This is a genomic window from Morganella sp. EGD-HP17, assembly GCF_000512315.2.
In the GTDB taxonomy this organism is placed as follows: Bacteria; Pseudomonadota; Gammaproteobacteria; order Enterobacterales; family Enterobacteriaceae; genus Morganella; species Morganella morganii.
Window position 1 is genome coordinate 1 of the sequence record NZ_AZRH01000003.1, and the last position, 23,021, is coordinate 23,021.

20 protein-coding genes and 1 pseudogene are annotated in these 23,021 nt (G+C 50.2%); 10 read left to right on the forward strand and 11 right to left on the reverse strand.

All coding sequences use genetic code 11. The annotated features are described in order from the left end of the window. Positions 1-394 precede the first annotated feature (394 nt). Complete coding sequence (locus X965_RS04185; RefSeq protein WP_036417181.1) at positions 395-661, forward strand: VF530 family DNA-binding protein; 267 nt, start codon at positions 395-397, stop codon at positions 659-661. 55 nt (positions 662-716) lie between these two features. Here the strand turns inward: X965_RS04185 and X965_RS04190 are convergent, their stop codons facing one another. Both X965_RS04190 and X965_RS04195 read right to left on the reverse strand, forming a co-directional pair. Then, positions 717-2,087, reverse strand: coding sequence for a rhodanese-like domain-containing protein (locus X965_RS04190; protein ID WP_004237571.1), 1,371 nt, complete (start codon positions 2,085-2,087; stop codon positions 717-719). Positions 2,088-2,095: 8 nt separating this feature from the next. Then, complete coding sequence (locus X965_RS04195) at positions 2,096-3,088, reverse strand: YeeE/YedE family protein (protein ID WP_004237572.1); 993 nt, start codon at positions 3,086-3,088, stop codon at positions 2,096-2,098. A 540-nt stretch (positions 3,089-3,628) separates the two neighbouring features. Between X965_RS04195 and X965_RS04200 the strand changes: the two genes are divergently transcribed. The 4 genes from X965_RS04200 to X965_RS04215 are packed head-to-tail and all read left to right on the forward strand — an operon-like array spanning position 3,629 to position 8,420. Further along, positions 3,629-5,776 carry a TonB-dependent siderophore receptor gene (locus tag X965_RS04200; protein ID WP_036417183.1) on the forward strand — a complete coding sequence of 716 codons (2,148 nt, stop codon included), beginning with the start codon at positions 3,629-3,631 and terminating at the stop codon, positions 5,774-5,776. A 9-nt stretch (positions 5,777-5,785) separates the two neighbouring features. Beyond that, on the forward strand, positions 5,786-6,697 hold the full coding sequence (locus X965_RS04205) for an ABC transporter substrate-binding protein (protein ID WP_036417185.1): 912 nt from the start codon (positions 5,786-5,788) through the stop codon (positions 6,695-6,697). Then, a complete protein-coding gene (locus tag X965_RS04210) occupies positions 6,694-7,677 on the forward strand; it encodes an iron ABC transporter permease (RefSeq protein ID WP_015422705.1) in 984 nt (327 codons plus the stop codon). The genes X965_RS04205 and X965_RS04210 overlap by 4 nt, the downstream gene beginning before the upstream one ends. Next, the gene (locus X965_RS04215; RefSeq protein WP_036417187.1) at positions 7,674-8,420 is read left to right on the forward strand and encodes an ABC transporter ATP-binding protein; all 747 of its coding nucleotides are present in this window, start codon (positions 7,674-7,676) and stop codon (positions 8,418-8,420) included. Before X965_RS04210 ends, X965_RS04215 begins: the two co-directional genes overlap by 4 nt. A 41-nt stretch (positions 8,421-8,461) precedes the next feature. Here X965_RS04215 and X965_RS04220 read toward each other — a convergent pair whose 3' ends face one another. The 6 genes from X965_RS04220 to X965_RS04245 form a co-directional block, all read right to left on the reverse strand. Beyond that, complete coding sequence (locus X965_RS04220; protein WP_036417189.1) at positions 8,462-9,562, reverse strand: alkene reductase; 1,101 nt, start codon at positions 9,560-9,562, stop codon at positions 8,462-8,464. A 76-nt stretch (positions 9,563-9,638) separates the two neighbouring features. Further along, on the reverse strand, positions 9,639-10,235 hold the full coding sequence (locus tag X965_RS04225) for a TetR/AcrR family transcriptional regulator (protein WP_036417191.1): 597 nt from the start codon (positions 10,233-10,235) through the stop codon (positions 9,639-9,641). A gap of 37 nt (positions 10,236-10,272) precedes the next feature. Continuing rightward, positions 10,273-11,625, reverse strand: a complete 1,353-nt coding sequence (yegD, locus tag X965_RS04230) for a molecular chaperone (protein ID WP_015422706.1) — start codon at positions 11,623-11,625, stop codon at positions 10,273-10,275. Positions 11,626-11,757: 132 nt separating this feature from the next. Beyond that, positions 11,758-12,687, reverse strand: coding sequence for a Dyp-type peroxidase (locus X965_RS04235; protein WP_004237582.1), 930 nt, complete (start codon positions 12,685-12,687; stop codon positions 11,758-11,760). A 152-nt stretch (positions 12,688-12,839) separates the two neighbouring features. Next, the gene (locus X965_RS04240) at positions 12,840-13,670 is read right to left on the reverse strand and encodes a haloacid dehalogenase-like hydrolase (protein ID WP_004237584.1); all 831 of its coding nucleotides are present in this window, start codon (positions 13,668-13,670) and stop codon (positions 12,840-12,842) included. After that, positions 13,667-15,064, reverse strand: coding sequence for an amidohydrolase (locus tag X965_RS04245; protein ID WP_036417193.1), 1,398 nt, complete (start codon positions 15,062-15,064; stop codon positions 13,667-13,669). The genes X965_RS04240 and X965_RS04245 overlap by 4 nt, the downstream gene beginning before the upstream one ends. Positions 15,065-15,204: 140 nt before the next feature. On the opposite strand from X965_RS04245, the gene X965_RS04250 reads away from it, so the two are divergent. Further along, on the forward strand, positions 15,205-15,666 hold the full coding sequence (locus X965_RS04250; protein ID WP_004237586.1) for a DUF1456 family protein: 462 nt from the start codon (positions 15,205-15,207) through the stop codon (positions 15,664-15,666). 37 nt (positions 15,667-15,703) lie between these two features. On the opposite strand, the gene X965_RS04255 is transcribed toward X965_RS04250, so the two are convergent. Further along, a complete protein-coding gene (locus X965_RS04255) occupies positions 15,704-16,309 on the reverse strand; it encodes a rhomboid family intramembrane serine protease (RefSeq protein ID WP_004239338.1) in 606 nt (201 codons plus the stop codon). A 163-nt stretch (positions 16,310-16,472) separates the two neighbouring features. On the opposite strand from X965_RS04255, the gene X965_RS04260 reads away from it, so the two are divergent. After that, entirely contained in the window at positions 16,473-16,910 is a 438-nt protein-coding gene (locus X965_RS04260) for a TonB-dependent receptor plug domain-containing protein (protein WP_036417196.1), read from the forward strand. Continuing rightward, a complete protein-coding gene (locus tag X965_RS04265) occupies positions 16,879-17,541 on the forward strand; it encodes a TonB-dependent receptor (RefSeq protein WP_036417198.1) in 663 nt (220 codons plus the stop codon). Before X965_RS04260 ends, X965_RS04265 begins: the two co-directional genes overlap by 32 nt. Here X965_RS04265 and X965_RS04270 read toward each other — a convergent pair. Further along, positions 17,511-17,699: pseudogene (locus tag X965_RS04270) on the reverse strand (LysE family transporter); the annotation flags it as partial. The gene X965_RS04265 and the pseudogene X965_RS04270 sit on opposite strands and share 31 nt — an antisense overlap. Before the next feature lie 128 nt (positions 17,700-17,827). On the opposite strand from X965_RS04270, the gene X965_RS04275 reads away from it, so the two are divergent. Together X965_RS04275 and X965_RS04280 are read left to right on the forward strand one after the other, a co-directional pair. Beyond that, complete coding sequence (locus X965_RS04275) at positions 17,828-18,916, forward strand: efflux RND transporter periplasmic adaptor subunit (protein WP_004237589.1); 1,089 nt, start codon at positions 17,828-17,830, stop codon at positions 18,914-18,916. Further along, positions 18,913-21,999, forward strand: a complete 3,087-nt coding sequence (locus X965_RS04280) for an efflux RND transporter permease subunit (RefSeq protein ID WP_004237590.1) — start codon at positions 18,913-18,915, stop codon at positions 21,997-21,999. The genes X965_RS04275 and X965_RS04280 overlap by 4 nt, the downstream gene beginning before the upstream one ends. A gap of 73 nt (positions 22,000-22,072) precedes the next feature. Here the strand turns inward: X965_RS04280 and X965_RS04285 are convergent, their stop codons facing one another. After that, positions 22,073-22,873 carry a hypothetical protein gene (locus tag X965_RS04285; protein ID WP_004237591.1) on the reverse strand — a complete coding sequence of 267 codons (801 nt, stop codon included), beginning with the start codon at positions 22,871-22,873 and terminating at the stop codon, positions 22,073-22,075. Between the last annotated feature and the right edge of the window lie 148 nt (positions 22,874-23,021).

The window sequence follows — 23,021 nt, forward strand, 5'->3', positions numbered from 1 at the left end:
GGTTCGCATAACGTATATTATGTTAAATGATATTCATGGGCGCCGGCACTCTGATACACGTCACTACCCCAATTAAATATGCCATCTTTAACGGTAATGGTGGTTTTTGTCAGTAGTAACTGTCCGTGACGGACGGTTATATGGCCCGTTCAAATATTATCACGACTCCGCCAGTAATGGGGTCTATATACAAGGTACAATGGAAAACGGTGCCCTTACCGGCTCAGTTAAACAATTCGATACTGCCGGAAAATTAGTCAGTGAAGGTAAGGTGACTAACGGAAGAATGCAGATCCTGAAGTAATACGGAATGAGTCTGCCGGAGGGATAATTGTCATACTCCGGCGTTTGCGGTATTCTTCCCGGCTCAGGCAAAATAACAGGATATTCATTCATGACAGCCCACAAATCCAACGATCCGCTGCATGGCGTTACTCTCGAAATGCAGGTTAATGCACTGGTTGCAAAATATGGCTGGGCAAAGCTGGGTAAGTTAATCAATATTAACTGTTTTAAGAATGACCCCAGTGTAAAATCAAGTCTGAAATTTCTCCGCCGCACTCCCTGGGCCCGTACCGAGGTTGAGAATTTATATCTCGATTCACTGGATGATGATGCTGCCAAAAAAACAGACAGCATCTGGCCGGAAGGCCCATGGTAAATAACCAATAATACCGGCTTCCGTTATTTCTGCGGAAACCGGTGTTTCAGTTAAATCAGCTTTTACAGGATTGTCCCGGTTTTTTGATTATTTCACCATAATCATTCAGTGCTGCCGGTTTTTGGCTCTGAATATTATTTAATACCGGTAATGTCGGATCCATCTGCCAGGCATTCCAGCCGCCGTCATAAATCCGGCTGTTTTCCCAGCCCGCCAGTTGGGTCATAAACCAGGAAACACTTGCCCGCCAGCCGGTACCACAGTAAAACGCGACCTGGTCTGTCGGTTCAATACCCTGCGTTTTCCATAAAGCAAAAATCTCTTCCGGATTACGTAATGTGCCGTCCGGGTCATAGTAATCGGACATATCATTCGAATTTTTACCGCCGAATCCCCATATTGCCCCGGCCGGTTCACCTTTGCGCGGAATATAGTCATAACCGGAGATTTTGCCGGTATGTTCATCCCATGTCCGGTTGCTGATAAGTTTAAGGCCGGATTTCTGACCCTGTATGGCTTCTGCCGGCATGGCAATAGTGACCTGCGGATTAACCGGAATTTCCGCACCAAAATCCGCAACCGGTACCGGAATATTCAGGGTGGTTTCCGTTGGTAATTCCGCATCAGTCCAGACATTTAAACCGCCGTTCAGGAAACGGACATCCTCAACACCCGCCCATTTCAGTGCCCATAATACCCGCAATGCTGCCATCTGATTTTCAGAATAGACGACAACCGGGGTATCTTTGCGGATCCCGTTTTTCAGCAGATTATTTTTGATAACGTCAGGTTCGGATAAATTCCAGACCGGCGCATTTTCTATCCAGTCGGTATTAAAATGGAAAGCACCTTTAATATGCGTTGCATAGGATTTTGATTGCTCCGCATCCCCCCACGACACTTCAAATATCACCGGTTTTTGATCACTGGTATAACTTTCCGGTTTTTCACCGTTCAGTGCGGCCTGAACCCAGGCGGGAGAAACACTCAGAAAGTAATTCGGGTATTTATCCATCGGCAGATCAGAATTGCTGTACTGGATAAAGGATTTAAATGCCCTGACCTGAAAACCTTTGGCAGCAAATTCAGCAGTAATACGTTCCAGTGAATCCGGGTCACTGTCGTAAAATACCAGGGTTTTTTCTTTGGAAATCCCCTTTTCTTCGACAAACGTATCAAATTTATTCTCATCGATAAAATCCAGCCAGCCGGTAGTAAACTGCATCGCACCTTTAATATGGCCGCCGCGGGCCGCGCCTTTATCTTTAAAACCGAAATATAAACTGTCCGGCCGGGTATCGATAATAATGTATTCCGGATTGTTCAGGTTCTCCGACAATTCTTCAATGCCGATCTCTTTTACCACCGTCTGGTCACAACCTGAGAGTAATAACGGTATCAGAAGAAAGAGTGATTTTGTTTTCATATGTGATCCTATAAACGACATTGCCCTGAACGGAAAAAATAACTGGTGATCCAAACACCAGCCATAATCATGAATGTGGAAATCCATCCCTGCCAGGAGAAATAAGCGGTTGCCACAAGGGAATTCGTGACGGTACAGCCGCCTGCCAGTGTTGCCCCTGCTCCCATAACAATCCCGCCGGTCAGGCGTTTAACGACGGTAATACCATCAGGCGGAAGTCTTAATCTGAATTCTTTGCGGATAACCGCACTTATCATTGAACCGGCGAAAATACCGATAACAAATAAGGTTCCCCAGTTAAAATAACGCTGCTGTCCGGTGATCAGATACTGAATAACATTGCCGGAAGGAACAGCAACGCCATAGCCAAAATTACGTCCGGCCTCAGCACTGAAAACCCAGGCAATAATCCCGAGAATACCGATCAGCATACCGGTAATATTCAGCGGCAGATAATTAAAGCGTCCCTGTGAAGGTGGCGTATAACGGGGATGATAATGCTGATAAATCAGTAATCCGGCGGTGAGAATAATTAAAAACGCGACCAGAAACCACGGAGAGATATCCAGTGTTTTATAAATCGTATCCGGCTGTGCGGGATGCTGTAATAAGGGTTCAAACCAATGTTTCAGGCTGCCTTTCTGAGCGGTCGCCATGGTAACAACAAAGGCAAATAAGGCAATCCAGGTACCGGTTAATCCTTCACCGGAACGAAACCATGCGCCGCTGCCGCAACAACCGGCCAGTACCATGCCCGCACCAAATAAAAGACCACCGGCAAGTGTTGCGGTGATTGGCAGATTTCCTTCCGGTATATGTAATAATCCGGCGGATTCCAGAGCAAAGAAACCTGCGGACTGAATAGTGACCGCAATCAGCAGTGCGGTAAGAAACCGGGTATTTCGCTGGTAAAGAATGTTTCTGAATCCGGAAACAAAACAGAACTGACCTGACTGGAGCAATCCGCCGAACAGGATGCCGATAAATAAACCACTGACCATGAAGAAACCCCGGGGAATAAACAACTGCGTGTATCTGTGAATTTTACCCGCCCCATTATTCGCCGTTATGGCGCAAAATCAAGTTAAGGATAGTTAACCTCTTATCAGATATATCTGCTGTCCCGGCGGTGAACACTCTCTTACCCTGTTCAGACACTAGACGGTAAGGAACACAACGCACTGATAACCGGGACCGTAAATCTTCTGGCGCAACAGAGAATTAAACCGCCAATCCGGAAAAGCGGCAACGCTACCGGTGCCGCCGACTTTTTAACAACGCAGCATATTTTCAACATCTGCTCACCTTTTTTATAATTCACCCATGTGATTATAACGGTTTATTTTCAATTACCTTGACCGCTTTCCCGTTTCGAACTTTTAGTCATATTTTTTAGTGACTTAGCCTTTCCTGTTTTCTTAAGATGAAAACGGATCGCATTAACACTTGATGTTATTTGTTTCAGAAAAGTTGTTTCAGGGAAATTCACCGGTAACAGCCGGTGTTTTGATCAGGCATTATATAAAAATGAGTTTTTAACAATGAAAATAAACAGCAGGAAACTGGCACTGGTTTCACTGATCCTGTCATATTCACAATTCTCCGCCGGGGCGGAAAATACCGCAAAACAGGATCCGGACAGTGACACACTAATCGTCACCGCTTCAGGGCGTGAAGAACAGCAGCGAAAATCCACCGTTACCACCCAGGTTATCGACAGCGACCAGATTGAACGCTCACGGGCGGAAAGTCTGACCGAATTACTGGCACAGAACAGCGTCGGCTTTTTCAGTGAATGGAGTCCCGGGCAGACATCCATTAATATCCGCGGTGCTGCAACGGATGGTCAGGGAAAAGATTTTGCCGGACAGGTGCTGGTATTAGTTAACGGCCGCCGGGCAGGAACCGCGAACTTATCCAAATTATCACCGAAAGATGTCAGCCGGATTGAAGTTATCCGGGGCCCTTCTTCGGTTATTTACGGCTCCCAGGCGATGGGCGGCGTGATTAATATTTTCCTGAAAAACGGATTAACCGACGAAGGCGGGAAAATCTCAGCAGAAACCGGATCCTGGGGACTGGCACAGACTTACGGCGGCTATGGTTTTCAGAATGATGACGGCGATATTTACGGCTATGTCGGGTTTGAAGCCGGACGCCGCGATGATTACCATTCAGGGAAAGGCGGCCACAAACAGGAAAATACCAACTGGGAACGCTTTGGTTTAAGCGGTAATTTAGGCTGGCAGATCAACGAAAGTAACCTGCTCGATGTGTCACTGCGGACTGACGGTATTTATGACGGCGGTTTCCGGGGATCAACCGGGAATATTTACGCCAAAGATACCCGTTATAACCGTTCAGCGGATGTGGTCTGGAAAAACGGCACTGACGACAGTATTTTCAGAATGAACAGCCACGCCTATTTTGTGCAGGATGTGGATAATTTCCGTTGGGCATCACCGTTAACCGCAAAAACCCGCAGTGATCATAACCGCCGCCAACTGGATATTTACGGCGTGAAATTCCAGCCGGTGATTAAACTCCATGAGCAGAACGATCTGTTATTAGGGGTGGATTACGAATACAGCCGTCTGCGTTCAGAACGGGATCAGGTCAGTGTCAGCGGCAACCCGCTGAAACAATCCGCGCCGTATGATAATAACCAGACTGAAAATCAGTATGCCGTTTATTTCGATGACCGGCAGAGTTTATTTGATGACAGCTGGATAATCCGCGGCGGGATGCGTTATACCTACGGGAAAACCAATTTCGATAAAACACCGAACCTGGATAATCAGTTCACCGGCAGTGCCTCATATAATAAGTTAACCTGGAGTCTCGGTACCAACTATCAGGTCAATGACTGGCTGAACCTGAAATCCTCTGTCGCCACCGGCTACCGTGCGCCGACCGCCACACAGTTGGGCGCGGATTATATTACGCTGTCCGGTACGCAATATCTGGGCAACAGTTCCCTGAAAGCGGAAAGTAACCGTCAGTTTGAAGTGGGCGCGACACTTGGTGATTCCCTGAATTCCGTCGATATTGCCCTGTTCCAAAATACGATTCAGAACAGAATACAGACCAACGTTCTGGCACCGAATGTCTATCAGTACGCCAACAGCGACGATGATATTGTGGTACGCGGGCTGGAAATTAACAGCCGTGCCACCGTTAACCGTGTATTTGACTGGCAGACAGACTGGGATTGGGTCATGCGTTTAAACGGCAGCTGGAATTTCGATATGGAAGATAAAGGCGCCAAAATAACCGCAACTAATAACAGTAATAAAGTTCAGCGCATGTATCAGTATCAGGCGGCGTTTATTAACGAGCTCTATTTTACCAATGCCCGTTATCCGTGGAGCCTCCAGTTACAGGGAATTCTGCGCGGACCGATGTGGTATAAAACAGAGGAAGGAATTATCCCGGATGTCCGCCCTTATTCTTCTTATGTGATGCGCAAAGCGCCGTTTATGGTCTGGAATCTTCAGGCGGATGTGGATATCAGCCAGTCACTGACGCTGTACGGACGGATAGACAATATTCTGGATAAAAACGAGCATCCGGTATTTTTTGCCCTGGATGAAGACCCGTATATTATGCTGCCGTCAAAATCCAACGGCAGTCTGGGAACCTCTATGCCGGGCCGGTCATTTATTGCCGGTGTGACATACCGTTTTTAACCGGCAATAATGAAAGTCCTGATTATAATTATCACTCTGAGCATGGCCCTGTGCCGTGCTCTGCCTGCTTTCAGTATGATGGCGCAATTATCTGCGCCGGTCACGCTGAACGAAAAACCGCAGCGTATTGTGACTATCTTTTCATCAAATACCGAAATTGTGGCGATCCTCGGACTGGCTGACAATATCGCCGGTATTGATGCCTACACCTATTTCCCGGATGAAATCAAAAATAAACCGTTAATCGGCGGCCGCCTCGGGTTTTCCCTTGAGCGGATCATTGAACAGAAACCGGATCTGGTGATTATGACCCCTGCCCGCCAGGCCACGCATCAGTTATTAACACCGCTGCGTAAATTCGGCATTCCTGTGCTGGTGCTGGAGGGAAACAGTATTGAGGAAATTATTCATAATATCCGTCTGGTGGCACAGGTCACCAAAACAACGGAAAAAGGCGAACAGGTGGCGGCAGAAATAGAACAGCGGCTGCACAATGTTCAGCAAAAGCCCGCAGGTTACCGCGCACCAAGGGTCATTATGATCACCGGTCAGGTCAGTAACGGGTTATTACTGGTTGCCAGGCCGCAGGTGTATAAAAAAACACCGGGTTACACCGCCGATTCCATTTTAAAAGCGGGCGGAACCCTGGCGCTGGAGGAATATAAACAGGCCGGACCGGCGCTGAAACAGGTATCTCCGGAAGCGGTTATCGCCGCCGACCCGGATATTATTTTGTACACCATTTCCGGAGACAAAATCCGGGATTTACTGACACTTCCCGGCTGGTCACAAATGAAAGCTGTTAAAAATAATGATATTTATCCGGTCAAAAGTGCGTATGTGCTTATTCCCGGCCCGCGGATTATTGATGGCATTGAATATATGTCTGACATCTTTGAGCAATGGAGCCTGAGACAGTGAAAATAGTCAGTCTGTTACTCATTTTCTTCGCCGCATTTATTTTCTCCGCCTGTGCGGGACATACATGGGAAAGTCCGCTGAAGGTGGTAAGCGCCCTGTTTTACAGTGATGATTTGACATCCCGCTTATTAACAGAATGGCGTTTACCGCGTGTGATTACCGCCGGATTTACCGGCGCATTACTGGGATTAAGCGGTGCCATTTTTCAGGGAGTATTCCGCAATCCGCTGGCAGAGCCGTGGTTATTAGGATCCTCCGGCGGTGCCGCGATCGGCGGAACAGTGGCATTATTAGTGCCGCTCGGATTACCGCTGGCGGTATCGCTGCCGCTGTTTGCCTTCAGCGGCGCACTGGCGGCGATATTTATTGTGTTATCTGTCTCCCGGATTGCCGGTTCACTGGATACCGCCACATTGTTATTAACCGGGGTGGCGGTCAGTGCGGTATTAAATGCCGCCCGTTCGTTTATGATGATGGCATTATCCGATGAAAGTACCAGCCTCCAGGTGGTATTAAGCTGGATTCTGGGCGGAATACAAACTCCGTCCGGAGAAGGTCTGATCATCAGCCTGATATTAACCCTGGCCGCCATTTTATTATCCGTTTATCTGTTATCTGACGGGCTGGATTTAATGGGACTGGACAGAACAATGGCCATGAGTTTCGGTTTATCCGTTGAACGGTTTACCGTGCTGGCCTTAATTGCCGGATCCGCCATTGTGGCAATTGCCGTTTCACTCGGCGGCGTTGTTGGTTTTATCGGGCTGATTGCCCCGCATATTGCCCGCTGGCAGGTCGGTGCCCGTCATAAATATGTACTGCCCGCCTCCGCTGTTATTGGTGCGGCACTGGTGATGTTCTCCGATGCATTATCACGCAGCCTGCTGCCGCCGGGGGAAATACCGCTCGGGCTGATCACCGCCTTTATCGGCGGCCCTTTCTTTATTTATCTGCTGGCGAAACGGGTGAGAAAATCATGATCACAGTGAATAAACTGAACGTCCGTAAACAGGATAAAACAATACTGACGGTTGATTTCCTGCATTTACCCGCCAGAGGCAGCATTGCCCTTATCGGCCCGAACGGCTCCGGTAAATCCACCCTGATAAAGGCCTTATCCGGGCTTGACCCGGAGGTATTCAGCGCCGTTACCCTGGGCGGGAAAAATATCAGCCGTTATAAGGGAGCGGCGCGGATGCAGAAAATCGGTCTTATTCCGCAGAGTTTTAATCCCTGCTGGGATCAGCGCACAGAGGAATTAATTTCACTGGCCGCAGAGCGGGCATCTGACCCGAAAGCCGCAAAAGAAGCCGCCTGCCGCAAATATGAATTACAGCCGTTACTGGATAAACACTGGCATATATTATCAGGCGGGGAAAAAAGCCGGGTACTGACCGCAATGGCACTGATGTGTGATCCGCCGGTGATATTTGCCGATGAACCGGGTGCGGCGCTGGATATAAAACACCGCATGCAGCTGATTGAAGATTTAACGGCACAGGGAAAAGAAAAACTGGTGGTGGTGTGTCTGCACGAGCTGGATATGGTATTCCGCTATTTTGAATCGGTTATTGTGTTATCACAGGGACAACTGCGCTATTTCGGTTCATCCGCCGCACTGCTGGAATCCTCTTTATTAAATGAAGTCTTTGATGTGGAATTCCGCAAAATAGAGATGGATGGTTACAGTACAGTGTATGCACATACGATTATCCGTCCGTAAAAATAACCCGGCGGCTGTTTTCTGCCGCCGGATTAATGTTTTTATGACATAAACGGATAATCGGTATACCCTTCGGCACCACCGCCGTAGAAGGATTCCGGACGCTGCGGGTTCAGCGGTACTTTTTTCGCCAGACGCGCGGCCAGATCCGGGTTGGCGATATAATCACGGCCAAATGCCACCGCATCAATCAGCCCTTTTTCAATCAGATCTTCTGCTTTTTCCGGGGTATAAGCCCCGGCACCGATAATCACACCACGGAACAGAGAACGAACCTTACGACGGAAATCTTCGCTGTACGGCTTGCCGCCTGCCCAGTCCGGTTCAGACATATGCAGATAGGCGATATTGCGTTTATTCAGTTCCTCAATCAGATACAGGGCATCCGCCTCTTCATCCGGGCCGTTGCTCATATTCTGGAAAGAACCGATTGGTGACACACGGATCCCGATGTGTTCCGGTCCCCACTCTGCACAGACTGCATCCACCACTTCCAGCACCAGACGGGCGCGGTTTTCGCGGCTGCCGCCGTACTGATCGGTACGGTGGTTGGCATCCGGTGATAAGAACTGGTGCAGCAGATAACCGTGAGCGGAATGCAGCTCTGCCATATCAAACCCGGCCTCGCGGGCATTAGCTACCGCCTGACGGAAATCATTCACAATCCCCGGGATTTCACTGGTTTCCAGCGCACGCGGCATGGAAGTATCAACACGGATAGCATGACCGTTTTCATCACGCAGTGAGGTGCGGGTACCGGCACTGATCGCAGACGGCGCTACCGGTGCCTGTTGTCCCGGCTGAATGCTGTTATGAGAAATCCGCCCTGTATGCCACAACTGGACAGCAATGTGGCCGCCTGCGTCATGCACACCGGCCGTGATTTTTTTCCAGGCCGCAATCTGTTCCGGGCTGTGCAGACCCGGCGCACCGGCATAGCCTTTGGCCTGTGCCGAAATCTGAGTGGCTTCCGAGATAATCAGCCCTGCACCGGCACGCTGGCGGTAATATTCACCCATCAGCGGGGTCGGGATATCGCCGGGTTCGATACTGCGCAGCCGGGTCAGCGGCGCCATAAATACGCGGTTCGGTGCGGTAAAGGCGCCTACTTTCAGCGGGGTAAACAGTTTTTTCTGTGACAATGGTTGTTGTGACATAGTATCTCCGGATTAGACCAGTCGACTAGTTTTCAGATAAATAAAAACGCCTGCGAAAAAATTACTCAGGCGCGGTAATCAGTGTTTCAACATGCGCCAGTGCACTTTCCAGCGGCGCGGTACTGCGGGAAATTTTTGCCTGCAAATTTGCCCCCAGCCATAATGAATAAAATACCTGTGCGGCGTGCTGCGCATCGCCCTGAAACATCAGCGAATTTTCTTTTCGTCCGTTTTCCAGGGTTTGCGCCAGCAGTGCGATCACTTTACTGACGCCCTTATCCATCGCGGCATTCATATCTTCCGATAAATCACACACTTCGGCGGATAATTTGACCGTCAGACAGCCCTGAATACGGCTGTGCTGACAGGCATTTTTCAGAATATCGCCGTAATACGCGAGAAAGCGATCACGGTAATTCCCGGGGCCGTGCTCAAAATGACCGGTCAGGCGTTCCAGGTAATCTTCGTAATAGCGTTCCAGCAGAGCTACGCCGAATAATTCCTTGGAGCGAAAATAGTGATAAAACGAGCCCTTCGGCACCCCGGCCGTTTTCAGCAGCTCACTCAGCCCCATGCCGGTAAAGCCGCGCTGAAGACACAGGCGTTCGCCGGTAGCCAGAAGATGTTCGCGGGTATCATGTTCAGTGTGTTTGTTCATGACAATACTTTAATAGACCGACCGGTCTGTTGCAAGTTTATTTAAAACAAATTTCGCCCCAGCGTGCCAGACCGGCGGTTACCGAGCCGAAATCGTTTCCTCTGACCACCGGAATACCCGGTAATTGTGCCTCAATCGCGCGGCATAACACCGGCGACCGGCCTGATCCGCCGGTGATAAAGATAGCATCCGGCGTTGCGCCGCCCTGCTGCACTGCATCATTCACCAGGGAAATCATTTTATCTTTCGGGGAGGAAATCGATTCTTCCATCTCCGCCGCACTGATGTCTGTCTCCAGCGTTTCACTGAGCAGGCGGATTGCCGCACGGTATTCCGGTGAGGCGGAAAGCGCGATTTTTGCCTCTTCCGCCCGGCGGACAATGCTGTAACCCAGGCTCTGGTTATACACTTCCAGCAGACGCAGCAGTTTTTCCGGCTCTGCCGCATCCCGCTTCAGTTGCTGTAACAGTGTGAGATTCTGACGGGAGTAGAACTCTTTCTGTGCTTCCACATTATTAATGGCGATCGGGTTCCAGAATTGCATCAGCGGCATTTCGATACCGGAAGCCGCGCGGCTGTTCATCCCGAACAGCGGCATCAGCTGTTTAAAGGCCAGATAGATATCAAGATCGTTTCCGCCGACCCGCTGCCCGCTGTGTGCCAGCAGACTGCCGGTGCGATCGGCCTGACCCCGGTAACCCGGCCCCATGCGGATGAGTGAGCAGTCGGTGGTACCGCCGCCGATATCCACCACCAGCACCGTCTGATCCGTATTCAGTACCGACTCATATTCCAGCCCGGCCGCCACCGGTTCAAACTGAAAGGTAATCTGCTGAAAACCGGCACGTTTTGCCGCCCGCAGAAGAATGGCCTCCGCCTGCTGATTGGCGGTTTCGCCGCCCAGTCCGTGGAAGTTAACCGGTCTGCCGATCACCGTTTCGGTGATAGTTTCCTGTGTTGAACGCTCTGCCTGAGATTTGATATTCGCCATCATGGCGCAGACCAGATCCTCAAAGAAGCTGATTTGCACATCATGCAGCCCGGAAGCACCGAGAAAGGATTTCGGGGATTTGACGTAATACACGTCACGCGGATCATTAAGATAGAGTTCCAGCGCGGCCTGACCGAACAAAATATCCTCCGGCACCAGCTCAATACTTTCTTCGCGGTTAAAGGCGATAGAGCGGCGTAATAACTGTTCGCCGGTATTATCCGACGGCAGAATATCGCGGTGACGGAATAAGTGTTCGGAGACGGATTCGCGTGTCGGTGCACACAGGGTGGACGGAATATAGACATTATCCCCCTCCAGCGGTAATAACACCGGAGTGCCCTCTTTCATCACTGCCACTGAGCAGTTGGATGTTCCGTAATCAAAACCAATAAACATAATGCCTCCGCTGTTTGCCATGCCGGAAAAAAGCCGGAAACTTTACCGCAGACAACGGGGAAATACCAATAAAAAACGCGGAAACAACAGACGGGAAAAGTGATCCGGGAGCGATCTCCCGGATCAGGTCAGTTATTCAACATCATCCAGCATGGCCGGTGACGGAATAAAGAACAGTGTACCGGTCACGGCGGTACTGAATTTCAGTAATTCATCGGTGGCACCGGTTTCTTTTCCGGCAAACATATTTTCCAGCATTCTGCGGGTGGTGGAGAAATAACGGGCGTAGCCGATAAAATAGGTGCCGTGCTCATTTTTGGCCGGGTTGGAGAACGGCATATTGGCGCGGACTATTTTCAGGTCATTGCCCTCTTCGTCCTGAATATTGGTCACCACATTGTGGGAGCCGGGGATTTTCTGCTCATCGGTCAGTTCGACATCATTGAATTTATGACGGCCAATGACTTTTTCCTGATCTTCGGTGCTCAGGCTCTGCCAGGCATCCATATCGTGAATGTATTTCTGCACAAAGGCATAGCTGCCGCCGGCAAATCCCGGATCTTCGTCGCCGATAACCGCATACTCTTTGCGCTCATCCTCAAATTCCGGGTTTTCTGTCCCGTCGACAAAGCCGATAATTGCGCGTCCGTCCATATAACGGAAACCGTGAACTTCATCCTCACAGGTCACTGCACCGCTCAGAGCACGGCTGATAATTGAGCCCAGCTCGTAACAGGCGGACACATTCAGGGCGCGGATATGAAAGAAGATATCACCGGGGGTGGATACGGCGGTAAAGCGCGGTCCCTTAATTGCTTCAAAAGTATTCAGTTCACGGGGTTTGCCCGCATCCGGAAACAGTTTTTGCCACGCATCCGCCCCGAAGCCCATCACACAACTGACTTCCAGTTTCGGAAAGCGGTTACGGATGCTGCGCAGAATACCGGACAGGTTATTACACAGCGTAACAACCGTCTCCCGCGTTTGCGGGGTATCTGTCAGATTAAAAACGAGGAAATAGGAATTCTCACCGGGCGTGTCAGTCACATTTTGGTATTTCATACTTTCTCCATACATTTCTTATTCTGAATAGTATCTGTCGTTATGGTACACCAATTGACAGGCTACGGACGGTGACCGGGCAAAAATATTCTGAACGGACATGTAATACCCGTATTTTATGTGACAGTGTCACCAATAAGGGTTTGCAGATATCAGCGCTTACGGCGGAACAGCTGTAACAGTCCTTTTACGGTCACATCCAGCTGGCTGCCTTCCTCATAGTTTGCGGGTACCACATAATTTGCCCGCTCTTCTGCGATCAGCTTGCCGACCTTGTTCTGTGTTTCCGGGTTGCCCCATTTCTTCTGATCAAACACCGCCAGTGAGAAACCGCCCTGATAACGCACCATCTTCATGGCCGGGATATCGGTATCACCATCACCGAAATAGATCATATGGCGGAACTGCACAGCGCGTTCTTCCTGCTCGATAAAATGATTAACCGCCACATTATCCCACGAGTTATGTATTCCCTTGTTTATCCGGAATAAAAACTGTGTTTTGGTGGTGTAGTTGATAGCCTGAGCGGGCCACTGTGCTGTTTTTCCGTCAGCGGAATAGTGATATTTACAGGCAAAAATATCGCGGAATTCATGGCCGATAGCCGTACCACGAATCATACCGTCCAGTCCGCTGGACAGAATATAGTGTTCCGGGTCCAGCCCCTGCTCATGGGCCCAGGCATTGATCCGGGTGAACCACTCTGTCACCCCGGGAAACAACGGAATCGTCGCACCGTGTTTCTTCAGGTTTTCAATACTCAGTTCCTCTGACTTTTTATTCGCGGCCTTGGCGGCCAGTAATCCCATATAGGAGAGGATTTCGTCGCCGTCATCTGCTTTGGCAAACCGCTTCACTTCCCGCCAGAATGCTTTCGTGTCACTGATACCCAATGCGGGCATCAGCCCGTGTTCCGGACAATCACCTTCAGCCAGGGTGCCGTCAAAATCATAAATCAGCGCACATTTGAGTTTTTCTGTCATTTCACCTCTTCCCCTGAAGCGCGCACGGTTTCACGGACTTTTTCCGCAAAACGCTGTGCATCCTGAATAATTTCATTTTCATTGACGGTCAGTAACTGCCGGTCTTCCATCAGGATCACACCGTCAACAATGGTATGACGGACATTGGCGCCGTTTGCGCCATAAACCAGGGCGGCATACGGACTATACACCGGCACCATATTAGGTGCTTTGGTATCCACCACAATGATATCTGCCAGTTTTCCGGTTTCCAGCGAGCCGATTTTATCATCCATATGCAGTGCACGGGCCGATCCCTTGGTCGCCATTTCAACCACGGTCAGCGGCGGCATGGCCGCGCGGTTTTTGGTTTCCAGTTTATGGATTTTACCGACCAGATTGAGTTCATTCATGGTGGTTAATGTATTGGAGAACATCGGCCCGTCGGTACCGAGACCGGTGCGGATCCCTTTTTCCAGCATTTGCGTGACCGGTGCCACACCTTTGGCGGATTTCGTATTGGCACTGATATTGTGTGCCACCCCGACATCATATTTTTTCAGCAGATCCAGGTCATTATCATCGGCCATAATGACATGTGCCGCCAGCAGGCGGTTATTCAGCGCGCCGATATCCGCCATATACTGTACCGGGCTTTTCCCGCCGGTGCGTTTGGCTATCTCTTCTTTTTCGCGATCCGTTTCCGCCAGATGGATCATCACCGGTACATTCAGCTCTTCAGACAGTGCCGCGATTTTCTGTAAGTTTTCAGTGGTATTGGTATACGGGGCATGCGGGGCGAATGCAGGTGTGATGCGCGGATGATCTTTGTATTCATTGATAAAGCGTACCGCATACGCGATCCCTTCTTCCGGCGTCTGTGCATCCGCAACCGGGAAATTAATGATGGTCTCACCCAGCACGGCGCGTAAACCCGCCTTATCTACGGTCTTCGCAACCTCATCTTCGAAATAATACATATCCGCATAGGTGGTCACGCCGCCTTTAATCATTTCGATATTGGCCAGATTGGCACCGGTGCGCACCATATCGCGGGAAACCAGTTTATTTTCCAGCGGGAAAATATAGCGGTGCAGACGATCCGGCACATCATCCCCGAGAGAGCGGAAAACCGTCATTGAGCCGTGAGTGTGGGTGTTTATCAGCCCCGGCATGACAATATCGCCTTTTACATCCAGCACTTTCTTTGCCTGATATTTCGCTGTCAGCTCAGGGCCGCCGACGGCGACAATTTTTCCGTCACTGACCACCACGGTACCGTGTTCAAACACCGTATTTTCCGGGTTCATGGTCAGCACAGTGCCGTCCGTTATCATCAGATCTGCCGGGTCGGCAGCATAAGCGGAGCAGGCAGCAGCAAGCAGTGTGGTGGCAAACGCGCGGGACAATGACATAGTAACCTCATGACTGAACGGAAAAACCTACTATATCACCGCCATTAATCCACTTCCAACCAGCGGATTTCATTGAAATGCGGACGGATAATCACTAGTATTGCAGGGTTTATAACTCCTTCCATGGATAACCCCTGTTTATGCTGAATAACTATGTTCTGCGCAGTGTCCGCTACATGCTGGATCTGAGTGACGCAAAAATGGCCGAAATCACCGGACTTGCCGGATTAACTGTCACCAAAGCGCAGATGAGCGACTGGCTGAAAAAAGAAGATGAAGCGGATTATCAGCTTTGTGATGATAATGTGACCGGTCATTTTCTCAACGGACTGATTATTTTCCGCCGCGGCAAAGATGAAAGCCGCCCGGTACCGGCGGTAGATGCCCGTCTGACCAACAATATTATCCTGAAAAAATTGCGCGTTGCGTTTGAACTGAAGGATACGGATATGGCTGATATTTTTCAGCGTGCCGACTTCCGGGTGTCAAAACCGGAAATCAGCGCTCTGTTCCGCAATCCGGATCATAAAAATTACCGCGACTGCGGTGATCAGCTGCTGCGTTATTTCCTGAAAGGTCTGACATCCCGCATCCGCGGCTGACAGATTATGATGCCGGGTGTTATCACCCGGCAGAGTGTTATACCGGTTTGTTATTCTGTTTCTGCTTGCGGTATTGCAGCCAGCCGAATAAAACCCCGGCGGCGGCACCGCTCAGATGGGATTCAACTGAGACGAATTGCTGTCCCGGAAACAGTCCGCTGATCATGCCGCCGTAATAAATCAGCACCACAATGCCGATAATAATATCCAGTGGTTTGCGGCGGAAAATCCCCTGATAAATCAGTAACGCCCACAGACCGAATATCCAGCCGCTCGCCCCGACATGTACGGCCGTCCGCCCGAATAACCAGACCAGTAATCCGCCGACGATAATAATAAACAGGGACGCCTTAATATAATGTTTCACTGACGGGATCATCAGTAACACACTGAGAATTAACAGCGGTGGCAGGTTACTGAATAAATGCCCCCAACTGCTGTGAATAAAAGGCGCAAGGAAAATACCGAACAGCCCGTTAACCGTACGCGGCTCAATACCCAGCGCAGTTAATCCCCCACCGGTCAGTGTGGTCAGTAACTGTACTGCCATTAAAAACAGCACAAAATACAGCCCGTTTCTCAGATAGATTTTTATACCGCTCTGTGCAGACTGTTCTGTGTTATTCAGTGTATTTTTTGTCATTTCCCGGTCCGTTGGGTGATGGAATCCGCCCCACTATAGCGAAATTTTGTGTCCCTTCCATCCTGATTTTTTAAATGCAAATGAAAACAATTACCACCATTATCGACTGATGGTCGGTCAATGTATGTACTGCCGCTGTTCTGATCAACTGAGAAAAACCCTCATGCGCCGATTACTGAGTTCTTACCCTGTCGTTATTACATCTGTTTTTTCTGCCTCTTTGCTGTCTGCTCCGTCTGTTTCAGCGGAACCGGACGATGTGGTGTATGTCACCGCTGCGGATGATGTTCATTATGAGCCGCACGGTTATGGTGCCCTGCGTCAGTCCTCGGCAACAAAAGGCTCCGCCGCACTGGCGGAAACGCCGCAGTTTGTATCAGTGATCCGCCGTGATCAGCTCGATACCCTGCCGGCTGAGTCCCTCAGCAAAGCGCTGCGCTACAGCGCCGGGGTGGCCAGTGAAAAATTCGGGGGCTTCGGCAATAGCATTGATTTTTCGAAAATGCGCGGGTTTGATGCGGATTATTATCTCGACAGCCTGCGGGTCGCGGGTAACAGCGGGATCTGGGGTGCACAAATTGATTCCTGGCTGCTGTCTTGACAGGCACCGCAACTACAGTAATCCTGATCATGAAAAATCGGGCCGGACACAGCAATCCATTACTTCGCTGGTCAGCTGGCAGGTATCGGATTCACTGACACTGAAACAGAACCTCCGCTATGCGGATGTGAAAACGTATATCCGCCGTGATTTTACGCGGGGATTTGTGCAGGACGGACGTCTGCTGACTGCGGTGTATCAGGATTCCCCGTCCCGGGCCAGAACCCTGGCGGCGGATAATCAGCTGATTTACAAAACCCTCACCGGCCCGGTATCCCATGAAATTCTGACCGGCTTTGATCTTCAGACCGGTAAGCTGGATAAGGACTGGTCAGGCTCGCAAACGGTAACATTTGATCCGTACGGTTCTCACTACCGCCCGCAGTTTACGCCGCACATGACATTATCCACCTCTACCGGACAAACTTACCAGCGCTATGGTGTTTATATGCAGGATCATCTGCGCTGGCAGCAATGGAGCCTGATTTTAAGCGGCCGTTATGATGATTCCTCACTGAAAACCACCAACAACCTCAGCGGAACAACACAAAACAGTGATACCTCAGTTTACAGCCACCGTGCGGGGCTGACCTACACCTTCACCAGCCCGAATAATCCCAGCCCCGAGTAAATCGCATTGCCCAGCACCACGCCGTAACCGCAGGTCAGCCCCGCTTTTTGTCCGGAACTCAGTGTGGTCTGCACCACAATAAACAGATTTGCCCCGGGATTGAAAAAAGTCAGGACAAACAAAAAAAGCGTGACGGCAATGCTGTGCAGCGGATCCATAACGGGGTTCTCCCCGGAAAAGCTTAATTCAGCTTAACGAAAAATCGCGGCTTAACGCGGGTTTAAGGAAAATTAGACTATTTAGTTTATTTTAGCGGGCAATGCTTCCGGACGGAAATTGTACCACGATGAAAAACCGTATTTTGATAGTAACCACACTCTTTTTATTTTCTGTATCACCTGCCGGCCTGGCAGATGATGTGCGGGTCAGTGTGACGCATCCGCAAATAATCCGCTCTGCACCGGTCATTACCTTGCCGGGAAAATTTGTGGCCAGAAATGAAATTGCTATCGGCTCGCCGCTGCAGCAACAGACGGTGACGGCAGTATTTGCTGAGGAAGGTCAGCCGGTGGAGAAAAATCAGTTGCTGGCAACCCTGGAATCCCCTTTGCAAAGTGCCGCTGTCCGGCAGTTGCAGGCAGAAACGGAAAAAGCAGCCGCGTATATCCGGCAGCAAAGTGTGCTGGCGGCGCAATCTCAGCGTGATCTGACCCGGATGACAAAACTCGCCCGCAGCGGCGTTATTTCCGCCAGTGAATTTGAAAAAGCCAAATCAGACACCCAGGCCCAGCGGGCACTGGTTGATGCCGGGCAGGCAGAACTGCGTCAGTTACAGGCGCAACTGGCACGGGAAAAAAGCCAGGAGGATAAATCAAAAATCTATGCTCCGGCCGCTGGGATTATCAGTGAGCGCCACGCGGTACAGGGCATGCTGTCTGATAACACCCTGCTGTTTAAGCTGATCGAAAACGGTGAGATCGAATTTGAGGCTACTGCGGGGGCTGATGAACTGGCGCAAATGCAGGAAACGTCGGCAGTCACGATGAAAACGGCCAACAACCGGCAACTGAACGGCACTGTCCGGTTTATTTCACCGGTACTTTCCTCGCTGACACAGTCCGGCCGTGTACGGGTCACTGTTACGGACGGCGCTGATTTACGGCAGGGACAGACCGGCGTACTGACATACACGGCCGCGCCCCGTGAGTATCAAAGCCTGCCTTACAGTGCGGTACGCACCGGTGCGAAAGGTGAACGCACAGTGTTTATCGTGAAAAATAACAAAGTGATGCAGCAGCCGGTGCAGACCGGCGCTATTGATAACGGGCAGATTACTGTCCTCAGCCCGCTTCCGCCGGATGCGGATGTGGTGGTCAATGCGCAGGCATTTTTAACTGATAATGACACCGTCACACCGGTGAAGGCCGCACAATGAAATTACAGCTTTCCTCATGGGCTATCACCCGTCCGGTTCCGGTCATTGTTATTTTTCTGGCGCTGACCATTGCCGGGTTATTTTCTTTTGCACAATTGCCGGTAACAGCCAATCCGGTGATTAACTTCCCGATTGTGACAGTGACGGTCACTCAGGACGGCTCCTCGCCGTCAGAGCTGGAAAATGCGGTGACCAAACAGGTCGAACGGGCCGTTTCCGGCATTCCCGGCATCCGTCATATTTCGTCTTCCGTAACAGAAGGTATTTCCTCAACTACGGTGGAATTTAACCTCGATGTTGATCCGTATATTGCCACTAATGATGTCCGCGAGCAGATCTCACAAATTCGGGGAGAACTGCCGCAAAGCATTGATGAACCGCTGATTAACCGGATAGACGTCGAAGGCGGTGCCATACTGCGCTACGCCGTATCATCCGATACCGTTCCGGCAGCCGATCTTTCCTGGTTTATTGATGACACCATCAGTAAGCAGCTGATTATGTTACCCGGCGTTCAGAAAGTCAGCCGTCAGGGCGGCGCTGACCGGGTGATCCGCATTGAACCGGACGCGGACAAACTCTCTGCCCTGAATCTGTCGGTGGTTACTGTGAATGAATGGCTGCGCGGTGTGCATCAGAACGCGGCAGGTGGCTCATCGCAGTATAATTCGCTGGCCCATACCATCCGTGTACTGGGTGAAAAAACAACGGCTGATGATATTAAAAGCATTCAGTTGCCTGCTGAAAATGAGCAATGGATAAAACTGGGTGATATTGCGGAGATCTATAACGGACAAAAAACCACCCGCAGTATTTCTCAGCTCAATGGCCGTGATGTGGCCGGGTTTGCTGTATTCCGCGCCAAAGGTGCCAGTGATACCGCCGTGGCGGAACAGGTAAATGCCGCCCTGACGGAGATCGCCGCCAAACATCCGGAACTGACGATTGAACTGATCTCATCCACCGTTACTTATACCGAATCAAGCTATCAGCTGACGATTAAAACCCTGCTGGAAGGGGCATTCCTGACCATCGTGATTGTCTTTTTCTTCCTGAAAAGCTGGCGGGCAACCCTGGTTGCGGCAGTGGCGCTGCCGTTATCCATATTACCGGCATTTTTTGTGCTGGCACTGTTTGATTACAGTCTCAACAGCATCACCCTGCTTGCACTGACACTGGTTATCGGGATCCTGGTTGATGACGCGATTGTGGAAATCGAGAATATCCAGAAATACATTGAGCGCGGTGAGCGCCCGTATCTTGCTGCACTCAAAGCCTCTGATGCTATTGGTTTTGCGATTGTTGCGATCACACTGACCATTGTGGCGGTTTTCCTGCCGGTCAGTTTTATCGGCGGATTTGTCGGCAAATATTTTGTGCCGTTCGGAGTGACGGTATCTGCGGCGGTGTTCTCATCTCTGCTGGTTGCACGGCTGGTTACGCCGCTGATGGCCGCGTATATCCTGTTACCGTCAAAGAAACCGCATCCGGAATCAGCCGTACCGCGCTGGATAGAAAAATACACCGGGTTGTTATCTGCAACACTGAAACATCGGAAAACCGCACTGGCGCTGGCATTAGTATTTCTGGTGGGTTCTGTGGCTTCCGTGACCCGGCTGCCTGTCGGCTTTATGCCGGAGGGCGATATCAGTGTGACACAGATTGAAGTGGAACTGCCGCCCGGCACGCCGGTTGAGCAGACACAGCAACGCCTGCGGACACTGACAAAATCCCTGAAAGACCGGCCGGAGATAAAATCCGTTTATACCATTGCGGGTGTGGCGGATGATGCGGATGGTATCGCGCAGCATAAGGGGGAAATCATTCTGACACTGGTTGATCCCGGTGACCGTGAACTGTCACAGAAGGAATTTGAGCACGCAATCGCCCCGCTGTTCAGTGAACTGCCGGATGCCCGTTATAACTTCAGCAACAGTAACGGCGGCAAAGAGTTTTCGCTGGTTTTCACCGGCACAGACCCGGCTGAACTGGAAAGTGCCATGCAAAATCTGCGTAACGGTATTGCCCGCCTGCCGGGATTCAGTAATGTGCAGGTGATAAAACCGCTGCTGCGCAAAGAGCTGATTGTCACACCGCGTCCTGACGGCCCCGGGCGGACCGGCGTGAGTGTCAGTGAAATCGCCGACACGCTGCGGATCGCTACCATGGGGGAATCAGGCTCCCGCAGTGCCAAATTCAATCTGCCGGACAGACAACTGGCATTACAGGTGGTACTGCCTGAATATCAGCGGAATGATATCCGTGTGCTGAATGATTTATCCGTACGAAGCACGGCTCAGGGAAATGTACCGCTGAAAGCGGTGGCAACCATTGATTTCAGTGATGGGCCGGCACAAATCGACCGGATAAACCGCGCCCGGAAAATGTCGGTGGAAGCTAATCTGACCGGTTTATCACTCGGTGAAGCACTGAATGCAGTGATGGCGCTGCCGGAGTATCAGAACCTCCCGGCGACAGTGTCACAACTGGAATACGGCGATATGGAATATATGAATGATATGTTTATGCGTTTCAGCAGTACCATACTGTTCAGTATTCTGCTGGTGCTGGCGATTCTGATTGTGCTGTTTAAAGATTTTCTCCAGCCGGTCACCATTCTCGCCGCCCTGCCGTTTTCTGTCGGCGGCGCGATTATCGCTCTCGTACTGTATGGGGCAATGATCGATCTGCCGGTGATTATCGGCATTCTGATGCTGATGGGCATTGTGACAAAAAACTCCATTCTGCTGGTGGAATTTATCCTGGAAAAAGAGCGCGCCGGGCTCAGCCGTGAACAGGCGGTAAAAGACGCGGGACGCGAGCGGATCCGCCCGATAATTATGACCACATTTGCCATGATTGCCGGCATGATCCCGCTGGTACTGACGTCCGGCGCAGATGCGGGGTTCCGCGCGCCGATGGCGATTGCGGTTATCGGCGGGCTGATAAGCTCCACTATTCTCAGTCTGTTGTTTGTACCAGTGATTTACACCTTTATCGATGATCTGAAAAAAGCATTATTACCACGTCTGGCAAAACTGACCTCCGTCACCAAAGCCGACCGGGATGTGAAGGAGTGGTAAAGTCCCGCTGCGAACAATAAGTAATTTACTGGTTGTTCGCAGCTTTAACACAGTAAAACCAGGAATATAAAGTTTATCCCTGATTATAACGACCCCGGAATAAGGTTTCCCCCTCTGCACCATTACTGTCAAGGGCAACCAAACGTACTTCTGTGCGGATATTTTTACCTACGGATTCAAAACGGATATGAATCGGCTCAAGGTTAATTGATGCGGTGGTAAAGGTATCCTCATAGTACAATTTATACCCGGCAGCAAAGGCAGTGAGGTCACCTTTACGAAACATGATACAGGTAGATGTGCTGCCGTGAAAAATAACAAAACCTTGTAATGGTTTATTTTCGCCGTCTTTTTCAAAAATTGTGACCGGCTGACTGCGGTCATTCAGCCCGGATAAAACCACACCGTCATATTCACCCATTTTAACCGTCAGGCCGATCGCATTATTGGCGGAATCAACAGGTAAATCCGTATATTTTTTGCCGCCGATGACAGCCTGATAATTATTATAACGGGTAACACTGCCTTCTTCGAACACAACCCGGGTTTGTGTTCCGGAATTGTCTATTTTGCCGCCGAATGGTTTAATTTCGGTTCCTTCCAGATAAACGGTCTCACTGGCTTCAGAACCCCGCGAACCATATATCCCGATCCGGCTGTTCCATACGATATCCTCTTCTGCCGGAACCAGAATTATATTTTCGCTGTCAATCTGTTCAGGTGACTGCCAGGTAATACCTTCAATAACAATATCATACTGGTCATAATAGCTCAGTTTCCCTTCCGGAAATTTTATCCCTTTACGCCATACCCCATTGTACTGATAATCCGTCAAATATCCGTTACGCGGTTTTTCAGAATTTGCTGTGGTCATTCTTATTTCTCCGAAGTATTCCGGCAATATGTCCGGGCTTCTTTTTTACATCAGAATAAGGTACAGGACAGTTCTATAATTTAACCACGGGGTATCCGGAATGCATCAGGCCGGATAATGTTCTGATATCAGGTAATAAAAAACGGGT